40 protein-coding genes are annotated in these 19,485 nt (G+C 59.0%); all 40 read right to left on the bottom strand.

The window, feature by feature from the left end; genetic code table 11:
- Positions 1-231: 231 nt before the first annotated feature.
- The gene (locus tag DM818_RS14575; RefSeq protein ID WP_153952997.1) at positions 232-786 is read right to left on the bottom strand and encodes a hypothetical protein; all 555 of its coding nucleotides are present in this window, start codon (positions 784-786) and stop codon (positions 232-234) included.
- The gene (locus DM818_RS14580) at positions 783-1,169 is read right to left on the bottom strand and encodes a DUF7389 domain-containing protein (RefSeq protein ID WP_153952998.1); all 387 of its coding nucleotides are present in this window, start codon (positions 1,167-1,169) and stop codon (positions 783-785) included. Before DM818_RS14580 ends, DM818_RS14575 begins: the two co-directional genes overlap by 4 nt.
- Before the next feature lie 28 nt (positions 1,170-1,197).
- Entirely contained in the window at positions 1,198-1,689 is a 492-nt protein-coding gene (locus tag DM818_RS14585) for a hypothetical protein (RefSeq protein WP_153952999.1), read from the bottom strand.
- Entirely contained in the window at positions 1,686-2,105 is a 420-nt protein-coding gene (locus DM818_RS14590; protein ID WP_153953000.1) for a hypothetical protein, read from the bottom strand. The genes DM818_RS14585 and DM818_RS14590 overlap by 4 nt, the downstream gene beginning before the upstream one ends.
- Positions 2,102-2,350 (bottom strand): hypothetical protein, encoded by a 249-nt coding sequence (locus DM818_RS14595; RefSeq protein WP_153953001.1) that lies wholly within the window; start codon positions 2,348-2,350, stop codon positions 2,102-2,104. The genes DM818_RS14590 and DM818_RS14595 overlap by 4 nt, the downstream gene beginning before the upstream one ends.
- A gap of 2 nt (positions 2,351-2,352) precedes the next feature.
- Positions 2,353-2,715 (bottom strand): hypothetical protein, encoded by a 363-nt coding sequence (locus DM818_RS14600; RefSeq protein WP_153953002.1) that lies wholly within the window; start codon positions 2,713-2,715, stop codon positions 2,353-2,355.
- Positions 2,715-3,155 carry a hypothetical protein gene (locus DM818_RS14605; RefSeq protein ID WP_153953003.1) on the bottom strand — a complete coding sequence of 147 codons (441 nt, stop codon included), beginning with the start codon at positions 3,153-3,155 and terminating at the stop codon, positions 2,715-2,717. The genes DM818_RS14600 and DM818_RS14605 overlap by 1 nt, the downstream gene beginning before the upstream one ends.
- Complete coding sequence (locus DM818_RS14610) at positions 3,152-3,385, bottom strand: hypothetical protein (RefSeq protein ID WP_153953004.1); 234 nt, start codon at positions 3,383-3,385, stop codon at positions 3,152-3,154. The genes DM818_RS14605 and DM818_RS14610 overlap by 4 nt, the downstream gene beginning before the upstream one ends.
- Positions 3,382-3,615 (bottom strand): hypothetical protein, encoded by a 234-nt coding sequence (locus DM818_RS14615; protein ID WP_153953005.1) that lies wholly within the window; start codon positions 3,613-3,615, stop codon positions 3,382-3,384. Before DM818_RS14615 ends, DM818_RS14610 begins: the two co-directional genes overlap by 4 nt.
- Entirely contained in the window at positions 3,615-3,902 is a 288-nt protein-coding gene (locus tag DM818_RS14620; RefSeq protein ID WP_172977356.1) for a hypothetical protein, read from the bottom strand. The genes DM818_RS14615 and DM818_RS14620 overlap by 1 nt, the downstream gene beginning before the upstream one ends.
- On the bottom strand, positions 3,899-4,075 hold the full coding sequence (locus DM818_RS14625) for a hypothetical protein (protein ID WP_153953007.1): 177 nt from the start codon (positions 4,073-4,075) through the stop codon (positions 3,899-3,901). Before DM818_RS14625 ends, DM818_RS14620 begins: the two co-directional genes overlap by 4 nt.
- Positions 4,062-4,454 carry a hypothetical protein gene (locus tag DM818_RS14630; protein WP_153953008.1) on the bottom strand — a complete coding sequence of 131 codons (393 nt, stop codon included), beginning with the start codon at positions 4,452-4,454 and terminating at the stop codon, positions 4,062-4,064. Before DM818_RS14630 ends, DM818_RS14625 begins: the two co-directional genes overlap by 14 nt.
- Positions 4,451-4,837 (bottom strand): hypothetical protein, encoded by a 387-nt coding sequence (locus DM818_RS14635; RefSeq protein ID WP_153953009.1) that lies wholly within the window; start codon positions 4,835-4,837, stop codon positions 4,451-4,453. The genes DM818_RS14630 and DM818_RS14635 overlap by 4 nt, the downstream gene beginning before the upstream one ends.
- 39 nt (positions 4,838-4,876) lie before the next feature.
- On the bottom strand, positions 4,877-5,242 hold the full coding sequence (locus DM818_RS14640; RefSeq protein ID WP_153953010.1) for a hypothetical protein: 366 nt from the start codon (positions 5,240-5,242) through the stop codon (positions 4,877-4,879).
- 219 nt (positions 5,243-5,461) lie between these two features.
- Positions 5,462-5,962: a hypothetical protein gene (locus tag DM818_RS14645; protein WP_172977357.1), complete on the bottom strand. Its 501-nt coding sequence runs from the start codon at positions 5,960-5,962 to the stop codon at positions 5,462-5,464.
- A 154-nt stretch (positions 5,963-6,116) separates the two neighbouring features.
- Positions 6,117-6,407, bottom strand: a complete 291-nt coding sequence (locus DM818_RS14650) for a hypothetical protein (protein ID WP_153953012.1) — start codon at positions 6,405-6,407, stop codon at positions 6,117-6,119.
- A gap of 2 nt (positions 6,408-6,409) precedes the next feature.
- On the bottom strand, positions 6,410-7,105 hold the full coding sequence (locus DM818_RS14655) for a hypothetical protein (protein ID WP_153953013.1): 696 nt from the start codon (positions 7,103-7,105) through the stop codon (positions 6,410-6,412).
- 2 nt (positions 7,106-7,107) lie between these two features.
- Positions 7,108-7,407 (bottom strand): hypothetical protein, encoded by a 300-nt coding sequence (locus DM818_RS14660; protein ID WP_153953014.1) that lies wholly within the window; start codon positions 7,405-7,407, stop codon positions 7,108-7,110.
- Positions 7,408-7,409: 2 nt separating this feature from the next.
- Positions 7,410-7,802 (bottom strand): hypothetical protein, encoded by a 393-nt coding sequence (locus DM818_RS14665; RefSeq protein ID WP_153953015.1) that lies wholly within the window; start codon positions 7,800-7,802, stop codon positions 7,410-7,412.
- 184 nt (positions 7,803-7,986) lie between these two features.
- Positions 7,987-8,343, bottom strand: coding sequence for a hypothetical protein (locus tag DM818_RS14670; protein ID WP_153953016.1), 357 nt, complete (start codon positions 8,341-8,343; stop codon positions 7,987-7,989).
- Positions 8,343-9,005 (bottom strand): hypothetical protein, encoded by a 663-nt coding sequence (locus tag DM818_RS14675; protein WP_153953017.1) that lies wholly within the window; start codon positions 9,003-9,005, stop codon positions 8,343-8,345. Before DM818_RS14675 ends, DM818_RS14670 begins: the two co-directional genes overlap by 1 nt.
- A 17-nt stretch (positions 9,006-9,022) precedes the next feature.
- The gene (locus DM818_RS14680; RefSeq protein WP_153953018.1) at positions 9,023-9,682 is read right to left on the bottom strand and encodes a hypothetical protein; all 660 of its coding nucleotides are present in this window, start codon (positions 9,680-9,682) and stop codon (positions 9,023-9,025) included.
- A gap of 18 nt (positions 9,683-9,700) precedes the next feature.
- Positions 9,701-10,717, bottom strand: a complete 1,017-nt coding sequence (locus tag DM818_RS14685; RefSeq protein WP_153953019.1) for a hypothetical protein — start codon at positions 10,715-10,717, stop codon at positions 9,701-9,703.
- Positions 10,718-10,837: 120 nt separating this feature from the next.
- Positions 10,838-11,002 (bottom strand): hypothetical protein, encoded by a 165-nt coding sequence (locus DM818_RS14690; RefSeq protein ID WP_153953020.1) that lies wholly within the window; start codon positions 11,000-11,002, stop codon positions 10,838-10,840.
- Entirely contained in the window at positions 10,992-11,174 is a 183-nt protein-coding gene (locus tag DM818_RS14695) for a hypothetical protein (RefSeq protein ID WP_153953021.1), read from the bottom strand. Before DM818_RS14695 ends, DM818_RS14690 begins: the two co-directional genes overlap by 11 nt.
- Positions 11,175-11,366: 192 nt before the next feature.
- Positions 11,367-11,720 (bottom strand): hypothetical protein, encoded by a 354-nt coding sequence (locus tag DM818_RS14700; protein WP_153953022.1) that lies wholly within the window; start codon positions 11,718-11,720, stop codon positions 11,367-11,369.
- A 193-nt stretch (positions 11,721-11,913) separates the two neighbouring features.
- On the bottom strand, positions 11,914-12,897 hold the full coding sequence (locus DM818_RS14705) for a hypothetical protein (protein ID WP_153953023.1): 984 nt from the start codon (positions 12,895-12,897) through the stop codon (positions 11,914-11,916).
- A 33-nt stretch (positions 12,898-12,930) separates the two neighbouring features.
- Entirely contained in the window at positions 12,931-13,491 is a 561-nt protein-coding gene (locus DM818_RS14710; RefSeq protein WP_153953024.1) for a hypothetical protein, read from the bottom strand.
- A complete protein-coding gene (locus DM818_RS14715; RefSeq protein ID WP_153953025.1) occupies positions 13,488-13,823 on the bottom strand; it encodes a hypothetical protein in 336 nt (111 codons plus the stop codon). The genes DM818_RS14710 and DM818_RS14715 overlap by 4 nt, the downstream gene beginning before the upstream one ends.
- A gap of 27 nt (positions 13,824-13,850) precedes the next feature.
- Positions 13,851-14,126, bottom strand: coding sequence for a hypothetical protein (locus DM818_RS14720; protein ID WP_153953026.1), 276 nt, complete (start codon positions 14,124-14,126; stop codon positions 13,851-13,853).
- A gap of 29 nt (positions 14,127-14,155) precedes the next feature.
- Positions 14,156-14,395 carry a hypothetical protein gene (locus tag DM818_RS14725; RefSeq protein ID WP_153953027.1) on the bottom strand — a complete coding sequence of 80 codons (240 nt, stop codon included), beginning with the start codon at positions 14,393-14,395 and terminating at the stop codon, positions 14,156-14,158.
- Positions 14,388-14,615, bottom strand: a complete 228-nt coding sequence (locus DM818_RS14730; protein ID WP_153953028.1) for a hypothetical protein — start codon at positions 14,613-14,615, stop codon at positions 14,388-14,390. Before DM818_RS14730 ends, DM818_RS14725 begins: the two co-directional genes overlap by 8 nt.
- A gap of 62 nt (positions 14,616-14,677) precedes the next feature.
- Positions 14,678-15,028, bottom strand: a complete 351-nt coding sequence (locus DM818_RS14735) for a hypothetical protein (RefSeq protein WP_153953029.1) — start codon at positions 15,026-15,028, stop codon at positions 14,678-14,680.
- Positions 15,028-15,246 (bottom strand): hypothetical protein, encoded by a 219-nt coding sequence (locus tag DM818_RS14740; protein ID WP_153953030.1) that lies wholly within the window; start codon positions 15,244-15,246, stop codon positions 15,028-15,030. The genes DM818_RS14735 and DM818_RS14740 overlap by 1 nt, the downstream gene beginning before the upstream one ends.
- 256 nt (positions 15,247-15,502) lie before the next feature.
- Positions 15,503-15,703 carry a hypothetical protein gene (locus DM818_RS14745; RefSeq protein ID WP_153953031.1) on the bottom strand — a complete coding sequence of 67 codons (201 nt, stop codon included), beginning with the start codon at positions 15,701-15,703 and terminating at the stop codon, positions 15,503-15,505.
- A 237-nt stretch (positions 15,704-15,940) separates the two neighbouring features.
- On the bottom strand, positions 15,941-16,528 hold the full coding sequence (locus DM818_RS14750; RefSeq protein WP_153953032.1) for a hypothetical protein: 588 nt from the start codon (positions 16,526-16,528) through the stop codon (positions 15,941-15,943).
- Positions 16,529-16,688: 160 nt separating this feature from the next.
- Complete coding sequence (locus DM818_RS14755; protein WP_153953033.1) at positions 16,689-17,528, bottom strand: hypothetical protein; 840 nt, start codon at positions 17,526-17,528, stop codon at positions 16,689-16,691.
- Positions 17,529-17,768: 240 nt separating this feature from the next.
- Entirely contained in the window at positions 17,769-18,254 is a 486-nt protein-coding gene (locus tag DM818_RS14760) for a hypothetical protein (protein ID WP_153953034.1), read from the bottom strand.
- A 189-nt stretch (positions 18,255-18,443) separates the two neighbouring features.
- A complete protein-coding gene (locus DM818_RS14765; protein WP_153953035.1) occupies positions 18,444-18,683 on the bottom strand; it encodes a hypothetical protein in 240 nt (79 codons plus the stop codon).
- Entirely contained in the window at positions 18,683-18,958 is a 276-nt protein-coding gene (locus DM818_RS14770; protein ID WP_153953036.1) for a hypothetical protein, read from the bottom strand. Before DM818_RS14770 ends, DM818_RS14765 begins: the two co-directional genes overlap by 1 nt.
- Between the last annotated feature and the right edge of the window lie 527 nt (positions 18,959-19,485).

Raw genomic sequence — 19,485 nt, forward strand, 5'->3', positions numbered from 1 at the left:
CCGCAGTTCAGGCAAATCATGTCTGTCATGGTATCACTCCAGCAGCTTCCACTGCTGACTTCACCCGATCGCGACGCAGACCAGCGGAGTAACCTCTCGCGTCCGAGCGGAGCGAGGACCGACGGGGTTACCCGCTGGGGTGCGACGCGCGGTCCGTCGTCTGTGAGTACAGCGAACAGACGTCGGTCGAGGCGACTAGTCGCCGAAGTTTGTTCGTACAAGATACGAACGTCAGCGTGCGTTCGATGCCATCTCCGACAGCTCGTCTGCCAACTCGTCGGCCTCATCGGGCGTCAGCGATGGGGGCTTCGAGTCGGTTCGGATCTTGATCTCACCGCCTGTTTCGTAGGCTGTGACACGGTTGACCTTCGTTGGCTCATGGTCAGTGACCGATATTGCAGCGACGTACTCGTCTGGTTCGAGCTCCCACACGAACTCCGATGGGTACATTCGCAGTGGGTCCTCGATGCAGCCACCGTGTCCGTCGTGGAACCGAAGCGTTCCGTCATCGTTGTCGATCGCCAGCGGTTCGAATTTGACGACGGACAACGGCCCTCGGATATTATATTCGCTTCCACGACTGATCGTGTTGTAGTGTGGCGGGAGCTCCTCATCGTACGTCTTCGGCTCGCCACGGAAGGCGACGAAGATAACCGGGTCGTCGCCGGGCCCTCGTTCCATGTCTGCTTCGAAGGCCATGTCTCGCAACCGACGGCGTGTATTGATCATGTCGGCAGCCGGCAGCCGTGCGTCCTCAAGTCGGTCGATCTCGATTGGACCGATCATGATTCCACTCGGGCAACGAGGTCATCCTTCGCGTCGTACACGGCGTCGCCCAACGAGCCGACGTAGACGACTGACGTGTCGTCGTCGATGTCCAGTCGCTTCCGGGCAGTCGGAACGGCAGCTTCCGGCTCGTCTGCCTGGACCATGTACACGGCATCGCCATACACGTCGACGAAGTGGAACCCGTCGAAGGCCTCAGGTTGGATCGACCGGAGCTCACGCGCCTTCGACTGCATCTTGCCCATTGCATCGTCAAGCTTCTCGCCCGCTTCCTCCAGCGACTCTCCGCGAACGGTTCCGCCGATCGTGTCTTGGTCGCGCGTGCCAGTTCCGCGGGTGATCTCGAACTCGAACTCGTCTAGCTCGTCAGTGTTGTCACTCATGATTGTGGTCTCTGTGGTGTCTGTGTCGTCAGTTGTCTGCCGTTACGATGTCGTCAGCCATCTGCAACTTCTCCGAGAACTCCTCCATGAACGTCGGATGAGTCTCGCACATGGCCTGGTCCTCATAGTTGATGTACTGTGATTCTGCTTGCTCCAAGAGGAAGTCCAGGAGCTCGCGTGGCACCGGCGCCATCTCGGCCTCCATGAGCTCCTGCCAGTTCTCCATCAGATGGATCGCCTGTCCGACGGCAACGTCGTGTGCATCGTGTCTCGATTCATGGACTGGATCGCGCTCGACACGGCCGAGTGTGAGCTGCCACTCACTGCTCGGAACGCGTGTGTGGTGGTGGCCGACCGGTGCGAGCTCTACCTCGATCACGCACTTCACGTCGAGGATGTCGTGATGGAACGTCACCATCTCGTACCCTTCGGTGCTCTCGATTCCCTCAAGCGCCCAATCGTCAGGCGCCATCTCGGTGCAGTCAACTGCACTGAAAAACACGTTCTTGTACTCTGTCATGGTCGGAATCTGTACGTCTTCAGTCGGTCTTCGTGGTGGTGCGATGCGATCTGGGCCTTGTTATGCCGAGTCCGGTTGACGTAGTGATCACCAACGGCGATGTATAGGAGATCTTCGACATCTCCGTGATCGGCGAACCCGGTCACCAGGTTGAGATAACACGTTGGATCGTATGCCATCCCATCTATCGTCGGCTCGATGTGGACGAGTAGATCGCCGATCTCGAAACCATCTGTGTCACCAGTGATGTCTGTTGCCTCATCGAGTGGGAGTGAGACCGTATCGCCGGCGTATCTCACACACAACACTGGCCCATCGTCGCCTGCAAGCAGTCGCACTTCTGCCGGAACCGTTCCATCTCGGATCCTGTTCGTCAGTTGTGCGAGATCCGTTGCACGTGTATCTGTGATGCTCATCGGTCGTAGAGCTGGATGTCGCAATCCTTGCAGTACACGGCCGTCACGTCGTACATCTCTCCCTTCGCGATGAAGTCCTCTATGATCAGCTCCCCGTCGTCGACAACAGGGTCGCCGTTCTCGTCTTTCGTGAACACGAGATCCTCCGTCTGCGTTACCTCCTGTCGAAGGTTCGCGCCACCGCATTCCGGGCATGGTTCAAAGAGTTTGTACTCGCCGTCGATGTCTGTGGTTGTGTCAGTCATTGTTAGTCGTCAGTTGGGGTGGATCGCACCGTGATCGTCGATTGTTCGTACGTGATCGGGTCGTCTTGGAACTCGACCTCCTCTTCGATGGACTCAACGTCGCGCTCGATGGTGGACGCTACACCCTCAGCGTCATCCATCGTCCCGAGTGCAGCGATGATGGCCTGTTCGACCGCGAACTTCGCATCATCGTCGCCCGAGAGCCGTTCGAGCTCGGTGAGGGCAGCAGCTAGCTCCGTCTGGGCTGTTTGGATCGGATGTGGGCCAGGATCGTCGATCGTTGCGTCGTACTGTTCAACGAGTGAGTCGACAGTGACTTCCTCGACGCCGTCAAGTGGGCCGTTCGGACCGGTGAGTGTCTCCATCAGTTCACCGCCTCCCCGGTGTCTTCCCGGTAGTACGTCGTCGTCTCCAGTGCTCGGACGACGTTGCCTCTGACCCACTCCAGCCAGAGTGCTTCGTGACTGTCGAGCTTCGTCCACCTGATGGGGTTGTGCTCTGGCGAGTCAGTGTCAGCCAGTGCGTGGCGCACTTCGAGTGGCGCAGTGGACGTGACTTCGAACACGAAGTCGGCTTGTTCTGTCTCGGTCGCCTCTGGCGTGATGTAGAACGCGTCTCCCGTCCGGAAGTCGATCGCGTGTTCAACGAACCCGTCATCGATTTCGACGTACTCGTCTTCCTCGTAGGCTGGTTCTGCACCGAGGCTTGCTGCGAGCCGGATTGCCTCACGGAGCGTCCACTCCGGATTCACAGTGATTGATTCGATGTCGATCTCCTGTCGGCCGGGTTGTCCTGGGTGTTTCATCGTAGTAGTCGTTCAAGCTGCAGGTCATCGTTGGCATCACGGTCAACGAGGAGCTCGTCGCAGTCGTTACACCACACCATCACTGCATCGCCGATGTGGTCGACGTCTCCCATCCCGTGGGCCGGGTCTGTCGTCATCTTCGCGAGGACAACTTCACGGAACTGAGTCGATCCACACTCGGGACACTCATGGTCGCCGTATTCGAAGTCCTCATGTTGTTGGTCTGTCATTGGAATTGCTCAGGCAGGTCGTCACGCTTCACGTACACGTCGTCGCGATCCACCGTCGGCTCGCGGAAGTTGTACTGCTCCATCGGATACGGCCGATGAATCAGCGTGAGTTGGCCGTCATCATGCACTTTCGACACCTTCGCCTCGACGACCATCGGTTCGGACGTGTACGGTGCCAGTGCAGGCAAGATGTAGAAGACGTTGTCGCCTTCCTCGATCGGGTCGCTCATCAGATCTCTACGATTTCTCGCGTATCATTGTTCGTGATCGTCCCGGCCATGATATCAATCGAGCCGACGGCCGAACAGGCGAGCGTTGCCTCCAACAGTGCTGAAACGCGTTGGAACGCCTGTGCTGGCGACTCGGCGACACATGCTCGCGAGGCAGTCATGAGCCGACCCTCATCGACGTCGACTTCACCGAAATCGGTCAACTCCTCGACTATCTCATCTGGCTGCTTCCGGTCTGTTACTGGAAAGAATTCGATCGCCACGTGGTATATCGTTGATCCTGTCATTGTTCGGGTGTGTTGCACATCGGGCACGGCTCGTAGTCATCTTCCTGTGCGTCTTCGAGGGTCATCGCCTTCGGAGCGATATCACTACAGGCAGGTGTGCCGTGGTAGTTGTTCCCGCGACCCTTCGAAACGTAGACCGTCTCGGATTCGTTCTGGTATTCAGTCGTTGACATCAGGTTGCGCCTCGATAATTCGCTCTCCGTTCGATTTTCCGACGCCGTCGATCGTCCGCAGCTCGTCCATATCTGCCTGACAGAACGAGCGCCAGCCGTCGAAGTGCTGGACGATGTTGGACTGCGTTTCGGCACCAACACCGTGGACATCGACTGCGTCGGCGATTCGCTCATCGACCGGCTTCACCGTCTCGTCGACAGCGACGCTGGTCGTGTACGTCGGGCAGCCACAGACGGGACACTTCGTCGCGGTCGTCGTCAACTGCTCGTCGGGATCGTACTCATCCGGCCCGTAGTAGACCGGACGATCGCCGTTCGGATGTTCATCACCACAGTCGCTACACTGTGCAACGATGGTCGTTCTCGTCTCGGCACTCATACGTCGAACTTGCCATCGCTCTGTGCTGATTGTACGTCCTCCATCGTGATTGCTCTCGCTTCGTCGAAGTCGGGGAACTCTCTCGTTTCGATCGACGTTGTGTGGTCGCCAATGACTGGCTCCATCCCATCAATGAATGGGAGCTTCAGCAATTGGATCATCCCGGCGAGCTCGACCTGTTGCTGAATCCTCGTTCGCACTGAGCTGTCGTTCGACTGCTCTACCTTCGACAGGGTGAGGCGTCCAGCGTCGTCCAGCGTCCACTCTGTCTCATACCGGATGAAATCAGAGCCTTCTCTCTCGACTGTTAGGTCGATCTTGTTGATCCGTCCATCACTTCTGAACGTGGCTACCGGGAGTCGTGTTTTGTATAGGTCTAACATCTATCGTTGTATTGGTAGTGCAATAGTTGAATCTACCGACTACTCGTTATCGGTACGGTACGTGTGTGCTCGCTTACCACACGCGTTGTAGATGAGCAGCTTCGGTGCCGTTGTGACGATGTCACGAGCCGTCGGATGCAGCTGGCCACTCATGATGTCGACGGCGACCGTCAGCGCCTCGTCCCACCGCTCTGCGCGAACACAGCGGATGAGCTTCCCGAGTTGCTCTCGATCGACGTTATCGCCTGCGGTCCCACGATCTTCGTGCCACTCGTAGGCCGACTTGGCCTCATGCAGAATGCTCTGCTTGACCGACTCCATGTCGACCGTGTCTGGGTAGTAGTCAGCGCGAATCTGTTCCGTGTCGTACGTCCGTGCCGTGGACTGTCGTGCTCCAATGTTCATTGATAGTAGCTCCGTGATTGCCTGCAACCAGCAGCTTGCACTGCTGACTTCACCCCGGACGCGAAGCGCACCAGCGGGAGTAACCCCTTCGTGTCCGAACGGAGTGAGGACCGAACGGGGTTACCCTGCTGGGGCGCTCGCGCGGTGCGGTCGTCTGTAAGCGCAGCGAACAGACGTCGGTCGAGGCGACGTAGTCGTCGAAGTGCGGTTCGTTGACGATCAGCGGACTGGGCCCGCTGGAAAGACGACCTCGAATTCGAACTCGAAGTCGGTGTTGTATCCCGTCCCGATCGACGCTGCACTGACGCTGTTGAAGTACAGTTCGAGCTCGAACTCATCTTCGAACGGCTTCAACACTGCCGAGATCGACTTCGAGATGTCGCGTGGGTCAGAGAACTGCGAACTGACGCTCGGTAGTACAGCTGGATCCGTCGGGTCATGCGGGTCCAACATGAACGGCTCGTCGACCACTGACTGGTGGAACTTGAGGTCCATCCGTCGTGTCCCGCCACCTGGCTCGATCGTCAGTCGACAGATCTGGTCGCCAACATCGTCTCTGATGTTCCGCTCGTCGAGCTCTCGAGGCGTGAGTCCGTCAACGACGATCTGGTTCGGCTTCGTGACGTTCACCGTCACGTCGAGATCGTCGAGGTCCTTCGACTGCTGACGCTCGAACATGTCCATCACGACATCGTACACGTGCCGGAGATCTGTGTACATCGGACACATCGTCAGATGAGCCCCATGCCCTGGATCGGGTTCGAGCAGCTACAGTCGTTGAACTGTCCGTCGTGCTCGCGTCGGTGACCATGCGGACAGGTGATCGTGACATCGTCAGCTGTCCATCCGTCGGGGAGAATGTGGTCTGGTGGCTTCATTGGTCACGGGTCAGTTTGCCGACGTCGGTCACATCACCGAGCTTGTGGATCTTTCCGATCTCACTCTCTCTGGCAACACTCGTTGCTGGCTCGCCCGCTGCATCCTCACCGTGTGCAACGGTGAGTTGTGGTCCGCCAGCTTCGTTAATGGTGAGCATCCGCTCTGTCTGTTTCGGCTGTGGGTTGGTGTCAACGACGCGAACGACGCCAGTAACTGTCTTCTCGGTTCCGTCGTCTGTGTAGTCGATATAGACGTGATCGCCATCGTCGATGTCTGTTGGTATCATCGTTAGTTCTCCTCTCGAAGGCTGGAGTAGCGCGTCTCGCACAACCAGCGTGCCTTCTCCCACTGGTTGATCTCGGTTTCCTCTCGATTCCCAGACGTTCGTGGAACTGATGTCCCAGCTTGGGTCCACATCAGCTCCTGATTCGGCTTCGACCCGCTGAGCGCCTTGATCATCGAGCCGGTGTGGTCGGCCCGGATGTAGGTGACGAGCAGGTCGGGCCGATACTGACTCCCGACCGTCTCCAGGAAGTGACTCTGTGAGGCAGCCATCCCGGCACTCGCAAGGTTCGCCATCTCGGCCACCACACAGATGCGGTTGACCTCGATCAGGCGATCTCCCTTGATGACATGCTTCTCGGTCCCCGCGCGATCGGCGCGAGCATCGTCACGGTGGAGCCCACCCGGTGGCTCCGTGTAGACCTTGAACCGCGACATCAGTGGATAGCGATACGTGACTGCCATCACCAACCGGTCGTCGAAGTAGACGCCGTGGTGGGCGAGATTCGCACTGTGGACCTCACCCATGTACGAGTGGTGTGACCGGTAGATCTCGTTGGCCGTTTCCTGGTCGATCTCTTCGACGGTAATCCGGTCGGCAAATCGAATGCCGAGTGGAACGGTCGGTGGCTCCCCGTTTGCACACACAGGGCAGCCACAGTCGGTACTATCGCCGTGGAAGGTTGCGAGTGATTGCGCCATGATTACTCGACGTGGACGGAGTAACGGAATCTGGACTTGCTCCCACCGTACTCAATGGTCCGGACAGTGTCCTCGACGACGAAGCCGTCTGCCTCGATGATGTAGTGGACAACGTTGTCACCGAATGGCGTCAGCTCGATGCATGGCCACCATGCGCCACCATCTGCATCACGGAGCTCTCGCCCTCGCTCGTCGAGGTCAGCAAGGATGTCTTTCCCCGCTTCGTGGACGACATGACAGAGTCGGTCGGTGTCGATTCCCCCAGGCGCGTTTCGAACGTGGTATTGGTCTGGTGTGTACATCGTTACTTGAGCGTCACTTCTCTCGATGGGTCGGCAATGTTGAGCTCACGAAGCGTCTCGCTGTCCACGTATGGCTCGAGGAATTCGTCCCAGGTGAACCACGTTTCGTCGGCCACCTGGTGGTCGGCGGACTCCATGTGTGGCACCGAGCGATACAGTGAACAGTTGACGCCCTCTCTCGTCCGTTTGAGAGACACCTGTGGTGGGTCTTCGGCCATCGCGCGGAACCGGTGAACCATGATCTCCTCCACATTTCCTTGCGTGTCGATCGATCCCTCACCTGTCTTCAGCTCGTCGTGTAGTGCAACCAGTTCTTGATTCGACAGACTCGTGATGTCCGCAATTGCTGGGTTACTGTTCTTCTCGAGGTCGATTGGGTGATTGTTGTCACTCATGTTCCAAGTTCTACAACGATTGCGTCGGGTTCAATTTCGAACGTCGTACCGGGTTCGACGTTGAGTATCTCACTCCACGGTTCGCGACGACGACCGAGTCGGCGGTCATCGCCCGGCCGTTCCATCCACAGTTCGAGCGTTATGCAGTCTCTGTCGAACTCACAGACGGCCCACGGAGTGTTACTCACTCTGCATCACCGTTCCAGAGTCGCCCGTTCAGCTCTGCTTCGAGAATCTTCCATGCGAATGCCTGTGGCGACATCCCCGTCTCGTACATCTCGTGGGTCAGGAGCTTCGTGTGGGCAATGACCGAGAACGGGTCAACGCGAACGTCCTCTGTCACACCGTCGAGCTCGAACGTGTACGGTTCAAGTGCGTACAACGGGACGCCCTCCTGGTCGTCAACCGTCGCGACGATGTGCTTCACGGCGGTCGACGGGCCTTCTACGCTGATGCGCTCACGGTTCGAGCGCAGTAGTTCGTCTATCCATGCTTCCAAGTCGTCACTACTGTCGAATGTTCGGTATGGTGTCTGTCCCATTAGTCAATCAGCTCCCCGTCTTCGTCCGTTTTCGAGCCAACGTACAGTGGGAAATTGGCTCGGATCTCTTCGTGCCACTCCGTCGGTTTGGCCCCATCCATCAGTCGGGTGAGTGTATCCATCCCAACCTCGCAATACGAGATCGCATTCCGGTCGTGGGGAGCGACGCCTAATTTCTCGAAGTGGTTCTCGGGTCTCGTTATGACGCCGTCCGCAAGATAGAACAGCACGTTCCCACGGTCTGTCTCATACTTCATCACCTGCATGCGGATGAGCTCGTATAACTCGCTACGAGTGAACTCAATCACCATCCTCGTTGGGTTCTCGATCCGCTCCTCGATGTTCGCTTCAAGGACAGCGACTGCGGTTTCACGCGGGTCGTCGACGATCGACGAGATCTCCTGTGCATGCTCGAGCACCACGTGCGTCGGAAACCGGTCCGTGATGCTCCCGGTCACATCGACACCGGTGTCTCGTTTGCCAACCTGCAGGTTCTCTGGGAGCACCCGGTCGAGTGTCGCAGTCTCCGGGTCCCAACCGATGAGAATCTTGTCCGCGGTCGATTCTACGCCTAGTTCCTCGATCGTGTCACGGTTTGCTGCAACGAACACGTCGAGCCACGCTTGCAACTCGTCTGTACTGTTAATGTCAGAGATTGTCATTATGAGTGTCTGTCTGCTTACGAACCAATCTTGTAGCTGTCTGCTTCCGACCCGACATGCAGCGGGAGGTTGACCGCTGTCGTCGAGTGCCACTGTTGTGCTTCTCCACCGTTCAGTAGTCGCCGAAGCGAGTCCATTGCAACATTGCACGTCGCAATCGTCTCGAATTCATGTGTGTCGACGCCCCACGACCGTTCTCGATTCTCCCGCTCCGTCCGGAACGAGCCGTTCAGGTAGAACAGGACCGACCCGTACATCGTCTCGTACACGAGATACTGATGCCGAATCAGCTCACGGAGGTCACTCCCCGACAGCATCACGGTGATTGCCTCGGTTTCCTCCAGTCGCTCCCGGACGTTCGCAGCCATGATGGCGACTGCAACCTCACGCTCATCCGGACTCTCCAGTGGAATCTCCTGTGCATATTCGAGCACATCCGTCGCTGGAAGTCGGGAGGCGATCATGGCTCCATCTGTCCCAACGAGGCTGTCGCTTCCCAGTTGGAGGAAATCCGGGAGGAGTCGGGACAACGTTCCCGACTGTGGGTCCCACTCCATGACCAGTTTCTCCGCAATCAATTCGGGACCGAGCTCCGAGACCTTCTCTCGGTTCGCTGCAACGACATAGTCGATCCACTCCTGTAGTGCTCCCGCGCTGTTGATGTTTGCAATAGACATGATGGTTCAGGTACGTTGTTAGGCGCTGTTCTGGCCAGTGCCGAACTGCTCTGTCACAGAGAGATCCTCGTCCTCGACGAGCTCGCCGAACTGGCCAGGCATGTAGCGTGCCATCTCTGCGTACACGTCGTCGGTGATGTCCGTCCACTCGGTCTCCTCATAGCGGACGAACGTCGCCGTCTCGGGCACCTGGTCGCCCTGGATGTAGTCAGGAACAGCGCTCTTGCGGACGCGAATCGAGTCACCGGGCGACGCTTCCTCACGGTAGTCGCGGAACGTCGTGCCGAACTGCGATGTGTCGTCATCGTCGACGACCTCGATTCGCGTTGGATGGCCAGCCCGCCACTCGATGCGCTCGGTCGTGTTCCCGTATGTGATGTCGGCGACAACCGTTCCCTCCATGGCCGTGTACAGGTCGGTTTCCTCACCGTCGAGCTCGACCGGGCCAGCGTAGTCACCGATGAGACGGATGCTGTCACCGGCCCATCGGCCACACATCGCATCGTCGCCGGTCTGGAAGCCGGCACAGACGATGCGCTTCAACTTCTCCATGTTCCACTCACCGACCGTGAGCGACGGGTCACGCTCGGCATCTCGTTCATGCACTCGGTAGGTCGACATGGCTCGCTCGTACAGGTTCTCGGCAAACCCTTGGCGAATCTTCATCGGGTACGTCTCGACGGCGTCGATGTCGACCTCGAACTCGTCTTCGTCCCAGCCGTCAGCGTCGCGAATGGCACGCTTGAGCGCACGCTCGATCGTCCGGTTCCCACCGTCGTCATCGGGCATGAACACCTGTCGCTCACGCAGTTGTTCGTCTTCGATGCGCGCTGCAGTCGCTTCGACGACCCGTTCGTCGTCTTGGTCGTACAGCCGGTCGAGCAGCGTCGTGCCGTCGAACGGTCCCTCGAACAGCAGGTACAGCATAATCTGGCCCGACAGCGGGTCGGACACCTTCTCCGGCAACTTCGCGAGCGATGGCAGCGACAGGTACTCCTTCTTGTCAGGGTTGACCGGACGGAAGTACTGCCCCATTACGCGCTCACCTCGGCCATCGGCTGGTTGGAAACGATACGACTGGTCGTAGTGGTGTCGGTGTACATGATAGTTGTAACTGGTCGTTGTACGCGACCAAGTTGAAGATTGTGGTAACGATTACGCGAACTGGTCGGCTTCGACGTCAGGATTCGTCTGGAGCGTGTCCCGGCAATCGGGACAGACGCGGTATCGGCTATGGAGACCACTGATGGTCCCCGTGAACTGGACGTTGGTCAGGCCAGTCCGGACCGGCGTCTCCTCGCCACAGTGGTCACACTCCATGTTTTCCACCGGGGACGTTCGCGATGATGGAACTCGTCACGGAGTCATCGTCGTGTGCAACCACTAACACGTCGTCCGTGTCGAAGTCGATCTCGTTGACGGCATGCTCATGAAGTTCTTCAGCAATCTGTTCCGTTCGGTCGGACGCATCTGGTTCTATCTCAAGTGTCATAGTATCACTCCAGCAGCTCTCACTGCTGTTTTCACCCTCCCGTGACGCAGACCAGCGGAGTAACCTCTCGGTCCGTCCGGGCTCTGCCCGGTCGCAACCGACGGGGTTACCCGCTGGGGTGCGACGCGCTGTTCGTTCGTACAGGATACGAACGCCGGTCGAGGCGACTTAGTCGTCGAAGTGCGGTTTGTCTCAATTGAGCTCGAGCTCGAACGTCATCTGTGCTTTCAGCAAGTATTCGTCGGTGAACTCGAGTTCGTGGCCATCGGCATTCCTGAGTATCCGCTGGAACTTGTCTCGTGTCGTATCAGATGACATCTCGTTGATCGGCACACTGATTCGGCACTCAACGCGAAGTGTGTGTAGTGCGATCGATGTCCCGAGCCCCTCGATGCTCACCTCGTCGATTGACCCAGTACCGATGCTGTCGAAGTGTCGTACGGTCTCTTCGACCCAGTTCATATCCTCGATGCCACTCTCGATGCTGGTGATTCGTTCGCGCAATTCTCCCTCTGCCCGGCCGACGGGACTCTGTTGTTGGCTCATGTTGGGTGTGTCGTAATCTCGACGTTTCCGGTCGTTTCGGTCAACTGTGCGCGATCTGTGTATCGGCAGTTACTGAGCTCGGCGCCACAACAGCGACACTTCGCCGGTTGTGGGAACCGAACGTCGACGGCATCCTCGGCGACAACGCCACAGTCTGGACATCGCCCGACAGGGACACGGTCACTGTCGCTCATCAGTAGTGAACGTCGATGCAGACGACTGCGCCACCGTCTTTAATCGCCGTGATGGCAGTCTGCTGTTTCTCCTCGGTGACGATGCCTGTGTGTGCGCCCGCATCGTAGCCGTAGCACTCGTTCTTCGGCGTGTAGCCGAACAGGGAATTCATCCAGTGCTGGAACATGCCCAGGTCGCCGACTTGCTGTTGATACGTCGTTGGGTCGAGTTCGAACAGCTCTCTCGGGTCGATGTCGCTGTCCTCGAGCTCGTCTACTGCTTCGTCGCGTGCATGTTCGAGCTCGCGGGCAGTGCTCTCCCAGCTGGATTGAAGCTGCTCGATGGCACCTTGCCCACCGAGGACAACACGGTTCGGGTGTTCGGGAACTTCGTCGTAGTTCTTCGTCGACCCATCGACGCTGGGCCCGTAGTTGTCCATGTTGAACGGCCTGTAGTCGGGATTTGCCTCGATGACTGCACTGTGTGCCTCGACGAATGCCTGGAACGCGTCGAAGTCGAACTCGTATCCGAGATGCTCGCCATCTTCACCAACGACATTCTGTTGGAACGTGCCCTCCTCGACCTCGCCACTGTCCCACTCGTCGCTTGCTTCGACGTCATCCACCAGGTTGCGACGGAGCTCGTCGGCTCCAATCAACCCGTGTCGGTAGTCCCACTCCAGACGCTGTAGTGCGTCTTCGACACTGTAGTCGTCACTATCGCTGTAGGACGCCCAGTCGTACCAGGCGAGATTCTGGTGTCCGTAGATGCTGTTCAGACGAGCGCTGGAGCGACCGGCATGCTCCTCATGCCAGTCGGAGTAACCACCGTTCTGCGTGGAGATGAACTCTCGAACGAACTCCGTTGCAGCATGATTCGCGTCTTCAACGATTCGTCGGTACTCCGTCGGCGTCGGTTTATTCGCGTCGAACGGCTCGTCGGCCGATGGAAGGGGCTGTGCAAGTCGGTTCGATGGAACAACAATTGTGAGTAACTGGTGCATTGTAATCGATGTGTGCAACCTGACTGGGTTGCGTCAGTAGCTTCGATGCATCTCGTAGTCGCAGATGCAACAATGGGCGACGCCAACGTTCGGCGTCTTCACTTCAATCTCGACGTAGTTCGAATCACAGACGGGACACCGGTCGAACCGTGTGCCCTCGACGTGGATGGTCGCAGTGAAGTACTCATCGCACGGATTGAACGCGTCCGGGAGTTCATCGTAGTTGTCTGCGCGTATCAGCTGTTCATCGCTGAGGCCGGGGACGTCCTTCTCGTCGAGATTACCGATGACCGGTTCAAGCGAGTACCGGCGCACGTACTTCCGCGCCTTCGCCTTCCGGTTCCAGCCTTCGTCGTCGAGCCGACTCGATGTAACACGGAAGAGGCAATTCTTCACTTCACCCCAGTAGCCGGTCGGCTCGATGTCGAATGTTGCAACGACGAGCTCGCCCTCTCTGTAGCCGGGGCCCTCGCTCTCTTTGAACGCCTGCTTTACCTCGAAGTGGTCTAGGTCGCTATCACAGATGTACGCCTCACCCGGCTTCGTCATCTTCGAGGCGCTCTCGACGACGACATCAACACTGTCTGTGCTCATCGGTCGATACTCACCTGTTCATCGCTCCCCTGGCGTTGCTCGTGACAGACGCGAGTCCCGCCGGTGAACACCTGGACCGATTCGAGTCGGGCACTGGCCATGTTCGCCAGCTCGAGGCGAGACTGGACAATTTTCAGTGCCGACGACGCACTATCCTCACCGTCGAGGGCCGGTGCGCCCTTCGCGTCGAGCTCGACTGTGACGATTGGTCGTCCATCGACCGTCATCGTCTCTGCAATCATTGCATCGGGGAACGCATCCGAGGGGCATCCGAGTTCGACGGATACCGTGACGTACACTGCCTGCGACTGGAGTTGTGCTCGTTGTGCCATTGGTCTGAATCACTGTTGTCTGATTTGTTACACGCCGTAGTTGATGTCCGGACGTGAGTTCGTATGTGGCCGGGCGTGCCCAATCGGGTCAGGCTCGACCGACTTGATGACGCCAATCTGTCGCCCGTTGAACCGAAGTGCTGCAACGGGCGTCGACTGTGGGTCACGACAGGTGAGGACGAACGTGCCTCGCTCTGTCTCACCTCGCTGCAGCCCGAAGCTCTCTGCCCGGTCGACACGGACCATCAGCCCGTGTGCGCGGAACAGCGGTCCATCTGGCTCTCGAACGTACGAGACCGTCACTGGAGTACCGTAGTCGGGCAGGTGGTCAGTCACAACATCACCCGACTGAACCACATGATGAGGAGCCAACACCCGGCCACCTGCAGATTGTATGCAACGAACGCTTGCATCGGAATCCACCCAAGGCCGAGTGGAATCAGTGACAGTATCGCTATCAGCGTGAGCCCGACCACGACGAAGACACCGCCACCGAAGGCAACGTCGCGCTGGGACTGCTGTTGTTCTGCCTCTGTCACCTCACGCGGGCCTGGTCGACCGCCATTACTCATGGGGACCACCCGCGAATGCTTCGAGCGTCGTTTCCTCGGTGTCGGCGAACTGCCCTCGTGCGGGCTCGACGCCGTCCAACTGGAGTGATGCTGCGTCACTCCCGTTGGTCCGATATCGCTGTGCCTCTTCTTCAAGCAGGTCGGCAAGTTCGAGCGCTGACAGCTCTGTCCGGTCAAAGATGAGCTGTATCAGCAGCTTGCCGTACTGGGTATCTGCCATGCGACTGTGTCTGGCGCTACCCTATCGTTTGGGGCGACGAACTTGTATCTACCGGCTACGAGTTATCGAAGGTCCTCCGGTCGACTTATGTTTGGCTCTTTCCGCCGGTTCACTGCTGGCTCGCGACGGACGCGCTGGTTCTCCGGATGCTTGTCAGCGTGCAGCATGTTCGTGCCAACGTAGCTCACTCCACGCTGGCACTTCGGGTCGCCACAGACGGGACATGCGTTGAGTATCTTCCACAGCGCCATCGGCTCGGCGACGTGGTGCTTGTACCCCTCGGGGTCGCCTGTATCCTCGATGTACTTCTCTTCATCCACAATCTCGGATTTCTTCGGTGCCTCGTAGCCTGCGTTCTCCAGCAGTTGCTGGAGTGCAGCTATCTGTGGGCCGTCGAGTATGAGTTCTGGCATCAGTATGCCTCGTAGATGTCGTGGACGACCTCGCCTGTCGGCTGCTCGTCGAGCTCGATACGAACGGGAATCTCCGGGTCATCGTCGAGCAGGTAGACGAAGACCGACTGGCCCTCGCTGTGGGTTACCTGTAGTGGCCGACCCGAGGTCGACGAGAGCAGCTCCATCTCGTGGAACGGATGCTGATTCGCCTGCCGAAGCAGCACCTTCGCACGCACTTCAACTCGGTCTGGAACGTCTCCGAGACGCTGCTCGACGAACGTGTCGATGGTCTCTCGACGTACCGACTGTTCTCCTGTCCTTGTACCGCCATCAGTTGTTGCCTCCAACGGACCGGGTGGGGATTGAACCCACGCAGCGTCTCCTGCATCGTTTTCACTCTGGGGAAAAGTATGGGTAAACCCTGAAGTGTCCGTCTGCGTTCAACGCCGAATCCAGCCAGCCTGCCAGTCCACGGTGAGCGCGTCTCGTGCGCTACTCGTCGTCGACCGCTTCGATGCGAACGAGCTCGAACTCGCCTTCGTCAATCAAGCCATCCTCCTCGTACTCTTCGAGGAGGGTCTTCGCCGTCTCCTCGTCGAACATATCTCGACCGCCACCCACTGTCTGTGGCGTCAGGAACTTCTTGCTACCAGGACTGTACAGGCCGTAGCCAATCGTCGTGTCATCACTCACTGTTGTAGTATGGTGTATATGATTCTTGTTGCTTCAACGTTGCCACTCGATGTGGTATTCTGTCGCTGTCTTCACCCCTGACGCGAAGCGCACCAGCGGGAGTAACCCCTTCGTGTCCGAACGGAGTGAGGACCGAACGGGGTTACCCTGCTGGGGCGCTCGCGCGGTGCTGTTCGTTCGTACAGGATACGAACGTCGGTCGAGGTGACCATCGGTCACCGAAGTGCTGTTCGTTGTTCACTCCCACGGAGCACTCTCCACGTCGTAGCGCAGCGTGACCAGCGTCGTGTCGTCATCGTCTTCAGCTGTCGAGATGATGTGCTCGGTCTGGCCACCGCGACCATCGGTGAACACCAGGACGATGTCGGCGGTCTCGACCATGCGCTGGTTCTGGGCGTACGCTGCCCCAGCGCCATCCGTTTCCCATGATGGCTCGAACGTGTCGTCGGCTCCGAGGGGCATCTCGTTGGCTGCAGCCCACATCTCGCCAGCTCGTGCTGCACCACCGTTGCCGGTCGTGATGACGCGGTCGATGCGACCAACGACGGCGTTCGACAGACGCGACTTGAGCGTCGAGCCAACGGCGAGGATGCGCTCGCTGTGGTCGAACAGTGCATCGGTTCGCATGAACTCGTCCGTGCCGGCGACGGCGACCGTGAGGCCGTCGACGGACTGCTCGTTCGGCTCGACCGACAGCGTCGTCGGAGGGCGAATCTCGGTCGGGTTGGTTGTTGCGCGCGATTCCACGAACGGGCCCCGTTCTGGGACGGGGTCGAAGTGTGCATCTGACATGATGATACCTGTGTTGTATCCGCACTGGTCCACCTGCCCCACTGGCAGGTCTCGCGACGAGAGCGCACGCTGTACGCATCCATCGCGCCTGTGTGGGGACTGAATCGAGTGATGACTGAACGCTAGCAGCGGGCGTCTGAGACCGGCGTGTCGACGCTATACCAACGCGAGTCTGCGAGTGACTGTGACTGGCTCATTGGTGCGCCTCTTCGGCGTGCTTGGCCGTCGACCAGTCAACATCGTCGCCGGCAACGGCAGCTGCTTCCTCCGCTGGGCGAGCGTCGTCATCCGGCGCTGGTTCGGCTGCAACGGCTGGCTCTGGCTCCGAGGCAGTCTCCTTGGGCGACTCGTATGCCTCATCGAGCGTCTCCATCGGGAGCTCTTTGCCCGCACCGAGGAAGACGTTCACCGGCGTGTCGATATCGGAGACGCGCTCGAGGAACGACGACGTGTAGTCATCTGCACGGACCACGAGCACCTCGTCGGCCCACTTCGTGAGCCGGCGCTCGAGGTCGGTGAACATGGCCGTCCAGTCCTCGCTCTCTTCGAAGCTGTCCCAGTCGGGACTGAAGCGCTGGACCGAGCACATCGCGCCAGCTCGGACGGCACCGTCGACGACTTCACTCACGATTTCGGCACTGTCGTCACTGGTCTTCAGCCCGACCTCGATGTTGTCGAGTCCGATGTCAGCCAGCTCCAGCGCCTGTTTGACGAGCATCGTCTGCGTCTTGCGGGCGAACGGCTCGGTCGACTCGTCGCCCCACACGATGGCGACCCGCGTCGGGCGACTCTCGAAGCGCCCGCTCGACCGAACCAATGCCGTGTCGTCGACCATCTCGCTCGCTGCGTTGCGAACGGTCTCGCCGGTCGCCATGTTGCTCTCCATCGCCTCTGCGAGCACTGCTGGGTCTGCATTCGAGACTGCCTCTGGCGACTCGAAGCCAGCGCCGTAGAGACGCTGTGCGCGAACCGAGCCGACCTGCGTGATGTCCGAAAGCTGTGCAACTGCCGTCTGTCGAGTGTTGTCACTCATGATGAATCAAATCCACTGTATCCGCTATCGCTAGTTATCGCTCGATTCCACTACCGTGGTAGTGTTTCGTCGCTGTCTTCACTTCTGACGCGAAGCGCACCAGCGGGAGTAACCCCTTCGTGTCCGAACCTGTGAGGACCGAACGGGGTTACCCTGCTGGGGCGCTCGCGCGGTCCGTCGCCTGTGAGTGTAGTGAACAGGCGTCGGTCGAGGCGACGTAGTCGTCGAAGTTCGGTTCGTCTACTCGTCGTCACTGACGGCCATCGCGAACGCTGTACAGTCACTTCGCGTCACACGTCGCTCCATCGTGGCGTCGTCTCCACGCATGTCGGTGACGACAACGTGTCGCTCTGCTCCCAACGTCCGTTCGTGCGCCGACTTGAGCCAGCCGACACCGTATGCCTGCTCTTCCGAGACCCAGAACGTGACCTTGACCGCGTGTCGCGTCGAGGCAAGGTCCATCAGTTCGCCGAACTCACGGTCGCTCACTGGGTCGTCAGCCTCTGTCTGGACTGGCTTGATTCGCGATGGCTTGACTCTGATGAAGTCGTTTCTGTTCGGCTTCTCCTGTCGGAGCATGACTCGCCCATCGTCTGTCGCCACACCGGAGGCGAGCCACATGCCCGTCTCACCCTCGATTGCACACACTTCGCCGACCTCGAAGTCGTCTGCTGCTCGCGTTTCTGTGTCGTCCGATTCCATCAACGTCCGTGGTGAATTGCTCATTGGTATGTTGGTGTCCGCCTGCATGATTGTGCTGCACTGTGCCACTCTCCCGAGCCACGCCACCGGTTGGCCAACCTGACCAACCGTCTGTGGGTGACTCGGCAGATTCCGAACGGGGTCCGTTCACGGATGGGACTCATGGGATGTCGCGAGACCCGCCGAGTCGAACGCCCAGTCAGTCGTGGGGACTTACTTCATCCCTCGCTGTGCCACGCCGACCACCCGGTTCGACGGCTGTCGAGTGAAGCCGTCATGCTCCATCCACATGCCGGACTTCAGGAGGTAGCCAGTCCGACCACAGTACATGCATTCGATGTCAACCTCCTGTCCACCACCGGGGACGGACTGTGGATGACTGGTCGTCTCGGTTGCCATCGAGCCACACTCCATGCACTGCAGCTCCTCCACGATGCCCTGGAGTGACGGCATTATGCGCTCACCCCCTCGACGCGCATCGTGCGCTCGGCCGTCTCGGTCACCAGCTGGACCTCGTGGTCGTCAGCTGGTTCCTGCGTGAGCTCACACCCGGCCTGCGTTGCCGTCCACGTCTGGATGAGCAACGCTGCCTCACGTGTTGACCGTGGAATCGTCTGCAGGCCGAGGTGCTCGATGAGACTCGAGACCAGTGCTGTTTCGTCGTCCGTCTCGACTGCTGATGATGATGACTGCTCGATGCCGTCGCTCGTGTGCTGTGTTTTGGACATTGGAATCACGGTATTCCGCAAATTTCGAACGGGGTCCGTTCACGGATGGGACTCATGGGATGTCGCGAGACCCGCCGTGTCGAACACACCGTCCTGTCACTCGGTGTGACAATCGCGCCGTCAGTTGAACTGCACTATCCCACTGTTCAGTATGTTGTCACTGCTGTTTCTACCTCGACGCGACGCGCACCAGGGGGGATAACCCCTTCGTGTCCGTCCGAGCCTGCGAGGACGCAACCGAACGGGGTTACCCTCCTGGAGCGCGACGCGCGGTGCTGTTGCTGGTGCGGTGATCGTACACACCAACAGTGCGACCATCGGTGCTCGTGACACTATCCACCGTGCGGTCAGCTCCGATTGGGGTGCGTGCGCGAGCGGTCGGTGCGGAACGCGCGCACCGTCGTCCACGATTTGAGAACAGCCACCGTGCGATGGGGCACAGCCACACGGCGTGTGACAGTCAGTGTGGAGGATTGCCTGGGACCCGGCTGTTCCACCGCGAGCTCGAACCGGTATAAAAAAAGCAG

The organism is Halosegnis longus, assembly GCF_009663395.1.
GTDB classification, from domain to species: domain Archaea; phylum Halobacteriota; class Halobacteria; order Halobacteriales; family Haloarculaceae; genus Halosegnis; species Halosegnis longus.

Coding starts and splice junctions, on each gene's coding strand:
- DM818_RS14620 (WP_172977356.1), bottom strand. CDS start 3,902: ATGACAGGATCAACGATATACCACGTGGCGATCGAATTCTTTCCAGTA.
- DM818_RS14640 (WP_153953010.1), bottom strand. CDS start 5,242: ATGAACATTGGAGCACGACAGTCCACGGCACGGACGTACGACACGGAA.
- DM818_RS14660 (WP_153953014.1), bottom strand. CDS start 7,407: ATGTACACACCAGACCAATACCACGTTCGAAACGCGCCTGGGGGAATC.
- DM818_RS14605 (WP_153953003.1), bottom strand. CDS start 3,155: ATGAAACACCCAGGACAACCCGGCCGACAGGAGATCGACATCGAATCA.
- DM818_RS14705 (WP_153953023.1), bottom strand. CDS start 12,897: ATGCACCAGTTACTCACAATTGTTGTTCCATCGAACCGACTTGCACAG.
- DM818_RS14610 (WP_153953004.1), bottom strand. CDS start 3,385: ATGACAGACCAACAACATGAGGACTTCGAATACGGCGACCATGAGTGT.
- DM818_RS14755 (WP_153953033.1), bottom strand. CDS start 17,528: ATGAGTGACAACACTCGACAGACGGCAGTTGCACAGCTTTCGGACATC.
- DM818_RS14625 (WP_153953007.1), bottom strand. CDS start 4,075: ATGTCAACGACTGAATACCAGAACGAATCCGAGACGGTCTACGTTTCG.
- DM818_RS14635 (WP_153953009.1), bottom strand. CDS start 4,837: ATGTTAGACCTATACAAAACACGACTCCCGGTAGCCACGTTCAGAAGT.
- DM818_RS14645 (WP_172977357.1), bottom strand. CDS start 5,962: ATGTACACAGATCTCCGGCACGTGTACGATGTCGTGATGGACATGTTC.
- DM818_RS14715 (WP_153953025.1), bottom strand. CDS start 13,823: ATGGCACAACGAGCACAACTCCAGTCGCAGGCAGTGTACGTCACGGTA.
- DM818_RS14575 (WP_153952997.1), bottom strand. CDS start 786: ATGATCGGTCCAATCGAGATCGACCGACTTGAGGACGCACGGCTGCCG.
- DM818_RS14600 (WP_153953002.1), bottom strand. CDS start 2,715: ATGGAGACACTCACCGGTCCGAACGGCCCACTTGACGGCGTCGAGGAA.
- DM818_RS14735 (WP_153953029.1), bottom strand. CDS start 15,028: ATGCCAGAACTCATACTCGACGGCCCACAGATAGCTGCACTCCAGCAA.
- DM818_RS14655 (WP_153953013.1), bottom strand. CDS start 7,105: ATGGCGCAATCACTCGCAACCTTCCACGGCGATAGTACCGACTGTGGC.
- DM818_RS14650 (WP_153953012.1), bottom strand. CDS start 6,407: ATGATACCAACAGACATCGACGATGGCGATCACGTCTATATCGACTAC.
- DM818_RS14730 (WP_153953028.1), bottom strand. CDS start 14,615: ATGGCAGATACCCAGTACGGCAAGCTGCTGATACAGCTCATCTTTGAC.
- DM818_RS14680 (WP_153953018.1), bottom strand. CDS start 9,682: ATGTCTATTGCAAACATCAACAGCGCGGGAGCACTACAGGAGTGGATC.
- DM818_RS14765 (WP_153953035.1), bottom strand. CDS start 18,683: ATGCCGTCACTCCAGGGCATCGTGGAGGAGCTGCAGTGCATGGAGTGT.
- DM818_RS14760 (WP_153953034.1), bottom strand. CDS start 18,254: ATGAGCAATTCACCACGGACGTTGATGGAATCGGACGACACAGAAACG.
- DM818_RS14615 (WP_153953005.1), bottom strand. CDS start 3,615: ATGAGCGACCCGATCGAGGAAGGCGACAACGTCTTCTACATCTTGCCT.
- DM818_RS14700 (WP_153953022.1), bottom strand. CDS start 11,720: ATGAGCCAACAACAGAGTCCCGTCGGCCGGGCAGAGGGAGAATTGCGC.
- DM818_RS14595 (WP_153953001.1), bottom strand. CDS start 2,350: ATGACTGACACAACCACAGACATCGACGGCGAGTACAAACTCTTTGAA.
- DM818_RS14665 (WP_153953015.1), bottom strand. CDS start 7,802: ATGAGTGACAACAATCACCCAATCGACCTCGAGAAGAACAGTAACCCA.
- DM818_RS14580 (WP_153952998.1), bottom strand. CDS start 1,169: ATGAGTGACAACACTGACGAGCTAGACGAGTTCGAGTTCGAGATCACC.
- DM818_RS14670 (WP_153953016.1), bottom strand. CDS start 8,343: ATGGGACAGACACCATACCGAACATTCGACAGTAGTGACGACTTGGAA.
- DM818_RS14695 (WP_153953021.1), bottom strand. CDS start 11,174: ATGACACTTGAGATAGAACCAGATGCGTCCGACCGAACGGAACAGATT.
- DM818_RS14630 (WP_153953008.1), bottom strand. CDS start 4,454: ATGAGTGCCGAGACGAGAACGACCATCGTTGCACAGTGTAGCGACTGT.
- DM818_RS14690 (WP_153953020.1), bottom strand. CDS start 11,002: ATGGAGTGTGACCACTGTGGCGAGGAGACGCCGGTCCGGACTGGCCTG.
- DM818_RS14590 (WP_153953000.1), bottom strand. CDS start 2,105: ATGAGCATCACAGATACACGTGCAACGGATCTCGCACAACTGACGAAC.
- DM818_RS14675 (WP_153953017.1), bottom strand. CDS start 9,005: ATGACAATCTCTGACATTAACAGTACAGACGAGTTGCAAGCGTGGCTC.
- DM818_RS14685 (WP_153953019.1), bottom strand. CDS start 10,717: ATGGGGCAGTACTTCCGTCCGGTCAACCCTGACAAGAAGGAGTACCTG.
- DM818_RS14770 (WP_153953036.1), bottom strand. CDS start 18,958: ATGTCCAAAACACAGCACACGAGCGACGGCATCGAGCAGTCATCATCA.
- DM818_RS14585 (WP_153952999.1), bottom strand. CDS start 1,689: ATGACAGAGTACAAGAACGTGTTTTTCAGTGCAGTTGACTGCACCGAG.
- DM818_RS14725 (WP_153953027.1), bottom strand. CDS start 14,395: ATGAGTAATGGCGGTCGACCAGGCCCGCGTGAGGTGACAGAGGCAGAA.
- DM818_RS14710 (WP_153953024.1), bottom strand. CDS start 13,491: ATGAGCACAGACAGTGTTGATGTCGTCGTCGAGAGCGCCTCGAAGATG.